The sequence below is a fragment of the Microbacterium sp. genome (genome assembly GCF_030149085.1).
Classification (GTDB): domain Bacteria; phylum Actinomycetota; class Actinomycetes; order Actinomycetales; family Microbacteriaceae; genus Microbacterium.
In genome coordinates this window covers 1-6,974 of record NZ_JASBSF010000338.1, presented here as the reverse complement: position 1 = coordinate 6,974, position 6,974 = coordinate 1, and the positions used below count along the sequence as shown (strand labels likewise).

Sequence of the window (6,974 nt, the reverse complement as noted above, 5' to 3'; positions counted from 1 at the left end):
ATCGTGCCGGTGCTCGCCGTAGTGACGGATGTAGTCGGCAGCGGCATCGACGGATTCAGCGACCGTGAAGTAACGACTCACGGGTAGCCCCCACGACTCCAGCAGGCCATAGACCTCGCTCTGGGTCGCCACGGGAGGATTCGGCCACGCACCGATGCCGTGGACGGTCAGGCGCAGTCGCGAGAGCCGCTCGTGCATCGCCTCGAGTTGGCGCTCGTTCTTACCGTCGCGCTTCTGGCGCAGAGACCCGGACGCGGCGTTCCGCGGATTCGCGAACAGCCGGTCGCCCACCGACTCCTGATAGGCGTTGAGCGACGCGAAGTCCGCGACCGTGAAGAACACTTCTCCTCGCACCTCGACGAGCTCCGGATGCCCTGAGCCGGCAAGCGCGGTCGGGATCCCCGCAACGTCCCGAACGTTCTCGGTGACGTCCTCCCCCACGCGACCGTCACCCCGCGTGGCAGCCGACACGAGTCGTCCGCGCTCGTAGCGCAGTGACAGGGCGAGACCGTCGATCTTGAGTTCACACAGATAGTGAACCGAACCACCGACGTCGCGCTGCACACGAGCTGCCCACGCACGGAACTCCTCTTCGCTGAAGACGTTGTCAAGGCTCAGCATCCGTTCGGCGTGCTCGACGGGCGCGAAGAGCGTGCCGGATGCCGCGCCCACCGACAGCGTCGGAGAGTCCTGCCCCTGAACCTCCGGGTGCAGACGCTCCACCGCCTCGAGACGCTGCATCCACCCGTCGTAGGTGGCGTCGTCGACGAGAACCTCGTCCCGGCCGTAATACGCGTCGCGCGCGTCGACGATCAGATCGCTTAGACGCGCAGCCTCGGCACGAGCATCATCGAGACTGAGCCGCGCGAGCTCCGCGTCGGTGCTCGTCGCAGATGCAGAGGAAGCGTCGTTCGTGGCCACGAGTGAAGTCTAGGCAGGGCCCACGACACCGCGCGGAGGCTCAGACCTCGACGGGGACGGCCGAGCGGGTGCGATCGATCGTGAACTGGCCGATCACCCGGGTGCCGTCGTAGAGCACCGCCGTCTGCCCGGTGGCGACACCGTCCAAGGGCTCATCCGGGGTCACAACGACCTCGCCGTCAACGAGCTCCGCGCGCGCCGGCACGGGATCGGCGTGAGCCCGGATCTGCACGTCGCACGGGAAGGATGCCGCACCCGGCGCACGTCCTGCCCAACTCACCCTCGATCCCGCGATCTCGGCGGTTGCGAGAGCCTCCTTGGGTCCCACGACCACCGTGTTCGTCACCGGCCGGATCTCGAGAACGAACCGCGGCTTGCCATCCGGAGCAGGAGTTCCGAGCGCGAGTCCGCGCCGCTGCCCGACCGTATAGGCGTGGGCACCGTCGTGGGTTCCCACCTGCGCACCGGAGCGATCGACGATGGGCCCCTCCGCGACACCGACGCGCTCGGCGAGCCACCCCTTCGTGTCGCCATCCGGGATGAAGCAGATGTCGTGACTATCGGGCTTGTGCGCGACCGTCAGGCCTCGCTCCTCGGCCTCGGCGCGAACGACCGCCTTCGAGGGCGTCGAGCCGAGCGGGAAGAGGCAGTGCGCGAGCTGATCGGCGTCGAGAACACCGAGCACGTACGACTGGTCCTTGGCTGCATCCGAGGCGCGGTGCAACTCTCGGCCTGCCGGCGTCTCCACGAGCGTCGCATAGTGACCGGTGCAGACGGCATCGAAGCCGAGCTCGATTGCGCGCTCCAGGAGGGCTGCGAACTTGATCTTCTCGTTGCAGCGCATGCAGGGATTGGGCGTGCGCCCCGCGCGGTACTCGGCGATGAAATCGTCGATCACCTCGTCGCGGAACCGCTCCGAGAAGTCCCACACGTAGAACGGGATGCCGAGGCGATCAGCCGCGCGGCGGGCATCCATCGCGTCCTCGATCGTGCAACATCCTCGGCTTCCCGTGCGCAGCGTCCCGCCCGCACGTGAAAGCGCGAGATGCACCCCGACGACCTCGTGTCCGGCATCCACGGCGCGCGCAGCAGCCACCGCGGAGTCCACTCCGCCACTCATCGCCGCCAGAACACGCATGGTCCCAGTCTACGAGCGGCCGTCTGGACGGGGACCGGATGCCGCCCGCGCGCGCTCGACCGCGTCGGGGAGCACGCGAAGGACTGCATCGATGTCGGCATCCGTTGTGGAGCGCCCCAGCGTGAACCGCAGAACCTCACGCGCTTCGCGCTCGCTTCTGCCCATCGCCGTCACGACGTGGGACGGCTCGGGAACACCCGCCTGACACGCCGACCCCGTCGATACCGAGACACCCGCCATGTCGAGGAGGAAAAGAAGCGACTCCCCCGATGCGCCGGGAAAGAGAATGTGCGCGTTTCCCGGGAGGCGATCGACCGAATCGCCGAGCAGCTCGGCACCGGGCACCGTTGTGAGAACTCCCGCGATCAGCCTGTCGCGCATCACCGACAAGCGCTCTGACTCCTCGGCAAGTTCCGCGACTGCGAGCTCAGCAGCCACCGCGAATGCCGCAGCTCCAGCGACATCCTGCGTCCCCGAGCGCAACCCTCGCTGCTGGCCCCCGCCGTGCAGCAGCGGATCCAATCGGGCAGAACGCGCGACCACGAGTGCGCCGACTCCGATGGGGCCACCGACCTTGTGCGCCGACACGCTCATGGCGAGCAGTCCGGCGCCAGGGCGAGCATCGCCCCGCAGCTGCGCGAAAGACACCGGCACATGCCCGAACGCCGCAATGGCGTCCAGATGCAACGGCACACGCTCTGAGGCGGCGGCCTCGGCGAGGCCGGCAGCCGGGTTGACCGTACCCACCTCGTTGTTGGCGACAAGAGCCGTTGCCAACGCAGCGCCAGGGAGAGCCGCCGCGAACTCGGAAGTGTCGATGCGTCCAGCGAGTGTCAGCGACACGCTCCGGATGCCTGCACCATCGCGCCGAGCGATCCATTCCACCGGGTCGATCGATGCATGGTGCTCACCGTCAGGAAGCACGATGTCAGATGTTCCCGAGCGGCGCGTCTGCCAGAGCCCCTTCAGGGCGAGGTTCACGGCTTCGGTTCCGCCGGAGGTGATCACGATCTCGATCGGATCGCACCCCACCGCGGCAGCGAGCCGCTCACGCGCATCCTCCAGGACTCGCCGAGCGCTCTGGCCATTCGCGTGGATCGACGACGCATTGCCGACGACCGCACTCGCCTCCAGCCAGGCCTCGCGCGCCTCAGGGCGCAGCGGAGTCGACGCGGCGTGATCCAAATAGATGCTCACGACTCCACTGTGCCACTGACCCCGGTACCGGGGCGCGACAGCCGCCGAGGGAGCGACAGCCCCCGAGGGTGGGCCGGTGGTCCCCGCTCCGTCGTTATGCTCTACGCATGCCGATCCCCGAGTCAGCTGTACTTTCGCGCGCCGACACCACCGACGCCGGTCTGTTGTCGTCGCGGTTCGATGACCTCGGCGTCCGGCTGCATGACGGGGGCGGCACGGTTCGGATCTGGTCGGCGCACGCATCCTCGATCGACCTGCTGATCTTCGACGGCGACGACCTGGACTGGGTCGTAGAAACCGTTGCGCTCTCGCGGACCGAGGGGGATATCTGGTCGGGGTTCTCACGCGGTCTTCGGCAGGGAACGCACTATGCGATCCAGGTCGACGGACCCGCCGGCCCCGGCAACACCTTCAATCGGTCATCGCTGTTGATCGATCCCTACGCGCGCGGTCTCGTGCACAGCGGCTCAAGCGGTTGGCGGTCCGTCGTCGTCGCTGGCGACTTCGACTGGTGCGGCGCGCGCAAACCCCTTATCCCTCTGGACCGCACGGTCATCTACGAGGGTCACGTCAAGGGGATGACCAAGCGTCATCCCGAGGTGCCCCCCGCCCTGCACGGCACTTACGCGGGACTCGCACACCCAGCGATGATCGAGCATTTCACGACACTCGGTGTCACCAGCATTGAGCTGCTCCCGGTCCATCAGTTCGCGACCGAGCCTCGCCTGCTCGAGCTGGGACTCACGAACTACTGGGGATACAACACTGTGGGCTTCTTCGCCCCGCACGCCGCGTACGCAACAGAAGAGAACCGGCGCCGGGGTCCTGAGGCGGTGCTGCGGGAGTTCAAGGGGATGGTGAAGCTCCTGCACGAAGCAGGCCTCGAGGTGATCCTCGACGTCGTCTACAACCACACCTCCGAAGCCGAAATCGGCGGACCGCGGTCGAGCTTCCGCGGTATCGACAACCGCGGGTACTACCGCCAGCACGCCGACGGCTCGTACATCGACGTCACCGGCTGCGGGAACAGCGTGGATACTGCCACGGATGCCGCTTCCCGCCTCGTCCTCGACTCTCTGCGGTATTGGGCGAACGACGTGCAGGTCGACGGGTTCCGCTTCGACCTCGCCACGACCCTCGGGCGTGACAGCCAACACGCGTTCACGCCCGAGCATCCGTTGCTGCGCGCGATCGTCGACGACCCCGCGCTTGCCGACGTCAAGAAGATCGCCGAACCGTGGGACGTCGGGATGGGCGGATGGCAGACGGGCAGCTTCGGTCCGGGCTGGATGGAGTGGAACGACCGCTACCGGGACCGCGTGCGCAACTTCTGGCTCAGCGATGTCGACTACGGCCGTCGCGCCGCGACCGCGCCCGTGGGAGTCGGCGGGTTCGCGACACGCCTCGCGGGCTCTTCCAACACGTTCAGTGCCGAGCGGGGCCCCCTCGCCAGCGTCAACTTCGTCACAGCCCACGACGGTTTCACGCTCCACGATCTCGTTTCCTACGACGTCAAGCACAACACGGCGAACGGCGAGCACAATCGCGACGGCGCGGACACGAACAGATCGTTCAATCACGGCGCCGAAGGCGAGACGGATGACCCCGTCATCCTCGCCACACGGCGCCGGGCCATGCGCAACCTCATGGGTACGCTCCTGCTCTCCGCGGGAGTCCCAATGATCACCGCAGGTGATGAGTTCGGACGCACGCAGCACGGAAACAACAACGCCTACTGTCACGACGGCTCGCTGACATGGTTGCCGTGGGAGCACGCGCCGTGGCAGGCAGACCTCTTCGCCCACGTGCAGCGGCTCCTGACCCTGCGCGCACAGAATCCCGCCCTACGCCCGAGTCGGTTCGCGCGCGACGACCAGGAGACGCCGTCGGCATCCGTGATGGACTGGTACGACGAGCACGGCGAGATGATGTCGGGCGCGCGGTGGGCTGATCCGACGCATCGTACGTTGCAATACCTCGCGACCTCCACTCCCGAGGTCGAGGAACCCAACCGAACTCTCTTGGTGGTGCACGGCACCGAACGTCCGGCAACTGTGCTGCTGCCGCGCGTCGACGGCGTCTCTCGCTATCGTGCGGTCTGGTCGAGCGAAGACGAGCATCCGTCGACCGAGATCAGCTCGCACGAGCCTGGATCCTCTGTCGAGCTCGGTCCGACCTCGATGCGCCTGTTTGTCGCTGACCCGGCCTAAAGCCCTTCCGGGCACGCATTGTTGCCGACAGAGCGCCAGCTGTCCACACCTGTTCCCGCCGGCGGTGAGCGGGGTAGGTTCGAAGCGTGGCAACCAGCAGACGCTCTCCCGTTCCTCGGCCGTGGCGAAGCGCCACCGCAATCCCGGTGCGCCCAGCCTCACCACTCGCGCCGGCCACCGATGCCGCGATGGGACGCATCCCGATGGTGCGACCCCGTCCCGATACCCCTGACGAACGCTACAGCCCCAGCGCCTTTCATGGCGAAGCCGTCGCGTTCGGCGTCACAGCATTCCGCGAGGGTCATGATCGCATCGGTGTTCACCTGCGCCTGACCTCACCGTCGGGCGACGAATCGCTCCACCGTCTGGAGCCCGCAGGTGACGGCTTCGACCGCTGGTGGACCGATGTCGTGCTCCTCGAGGAAGGGATCTGGACCTTCCACTTCGAGTCCTTCGCCGACGACTTCGCGACGTGGCACCACGCGGCCCACGTCAAGGTGCTCGCCGGTGTCGACGTCCCCCTCATGCTGGAGATGGGGGCGCTGCTGTGCGAACGCGGCGCTGCTGAACGCGACCGACCTGCAGCCGAGCGCCGCATGCTCACCGAGATAGCAGAGCAGTTTCGAGCGGATGCCGGCACCGAGCCGCTCAGCCTCATCGACGATCCGCGTCTGGAGGCAGCGTTCACGGCTCGCCCGCTGCAGTCCCTCGTGACCGTGGGGCGTGACCGCGAACTGCTCGTCGAGCGCGAGCGCGCCGGCGTCGGCGCGTGGTACGAGTTCTTCCCCCGCTCCGAGGGCGCGAAGCTCCGCAAAGACGGCACTGTCAAGAGCGGCACCTTTCGCACTGCAAGCAAGCGCCTCCCCGCGGTCGCGGGCATGGGTTTCGACGTTGTGTATCTGCCTCCGATCCACCCGATCGGACGAACGAATCGCAAGGGTCCGAACAACTCGCTGACGCCCGGACCGGGCGACCCCGGCTCTCCGTGGGCGATCGGCGCAGCAGAGGGCGGGCATGACGCCGTCCACCCCGATCTCGGAACTCTCGCCGACTTCCGCGCGTTCGTGCGAGCAGCTGCCGCCGAAGGACTCGAGGTCGCCCTCGACCTCGCGCTACAGGCATCCCCGGATCACCCGTGGGTGACGAGCCACCCGGAGTGGTTCACGACCCTTCCCGACGGGTCGATCGCGTACGCCGAAAACCCCCCGAAGAAGTACCAGGACATCTATCCGATCAACTTCGACAACGATCCCGAGGGGATCCGCACCGAGGTGCTGCGCATCGTTCGCCACTGGATCGCGCAGGGTGTCCGCATCTTCCGCGTCGACAACCCGCACACCAAACCCCTCCAATTCTGGGAGTGGCTGATCCGCACGGTCAATGACGAGCACCCCGGTGTCGTGTTCCTCGCCGAGGCGTACGCCCGAGCCGACAACCAGGATCGGAACTCGGTGGCGGGATTCCAGAATAGCGACGGGTAATTCACCTGGCGGAAGACGAAGAAGGAG

Annotated in this window: 3 protein-coding genes and 2 pseudogenes; 2 read left to right on the top strand and 3 right to left on the bottom strand. The window is 67.1% G+C overall.

Annotated features, from left to right (window positions below; all coding sequences use genetic code 11):
- The 3 genes and pseudogenes from Q1V87_RS13810 to Q1V87_RS13800 form a co-directional block, all read right to left on the bottom strand.
- Window positions 1-921, bottom strand: a pseudogene (locus tag Q1V87_RS13810) (NAD-dependent DNA ligase LigA); the annotation flags it as partial.
- A 40-nt stretch (window positions 922-961) separates the two neighbouring features.
- Window positions 962-2,059 carry a tRNA 2-thiouridine(34) synthase MnmA gene (gene mnmA / locus Q1V87_RS13805; protein ID WP_300594042.1) on the bottom strand — a complete coding sequence of 366 codons (1,098 nt, stop codon included), beginning with the start codon at window positions 2,057-2,059 and terminating at the stop codon, window positions 962-964.
- A gap of 9 nt (window positions 2,060-2,068) precedes the next feature.
- Window positions 2,069-3,256, bottom strand: a complete 1,188-nt coding sequence (locus tag Q1V87_RS13800) for a cysteine desulfurase family protein (RefSeq protein WP_300594039.1) — start codon at window positions 3,254-3,256, stop codon at window positions 2,069-2,071.
- A gap of 107 nt (window positions 3,257-3,363) precedes the next feature.
- Here Q1V87_RS13800 and glgX point away from each other — a divergent pair, with 107 nt between their 5' ends.
- Window positions 3,364-5,466: a glycogen debranching protein GlgX gene (glgX, locus tag Q1V87_RS13795; RefSeq protein ID WP_300594036.1), complete on the top strand. Its 2,103-nt coding sequence runs from the start codon at window positions 3,364-3,366 to the stop codon at window positions 5,464-5,466.
- A gap of 203 nt (window positions 5,467-5,669) precedes the next feature.
- Window positions 5,670-6,944: pseudogene (locus Q1V87_RS13790) on the top strand (maltotransferase domain-containing protein); the annotation flags it as partial.
- Window positions 6,945-6,974 lie beyond the last annotated feature (30 nt).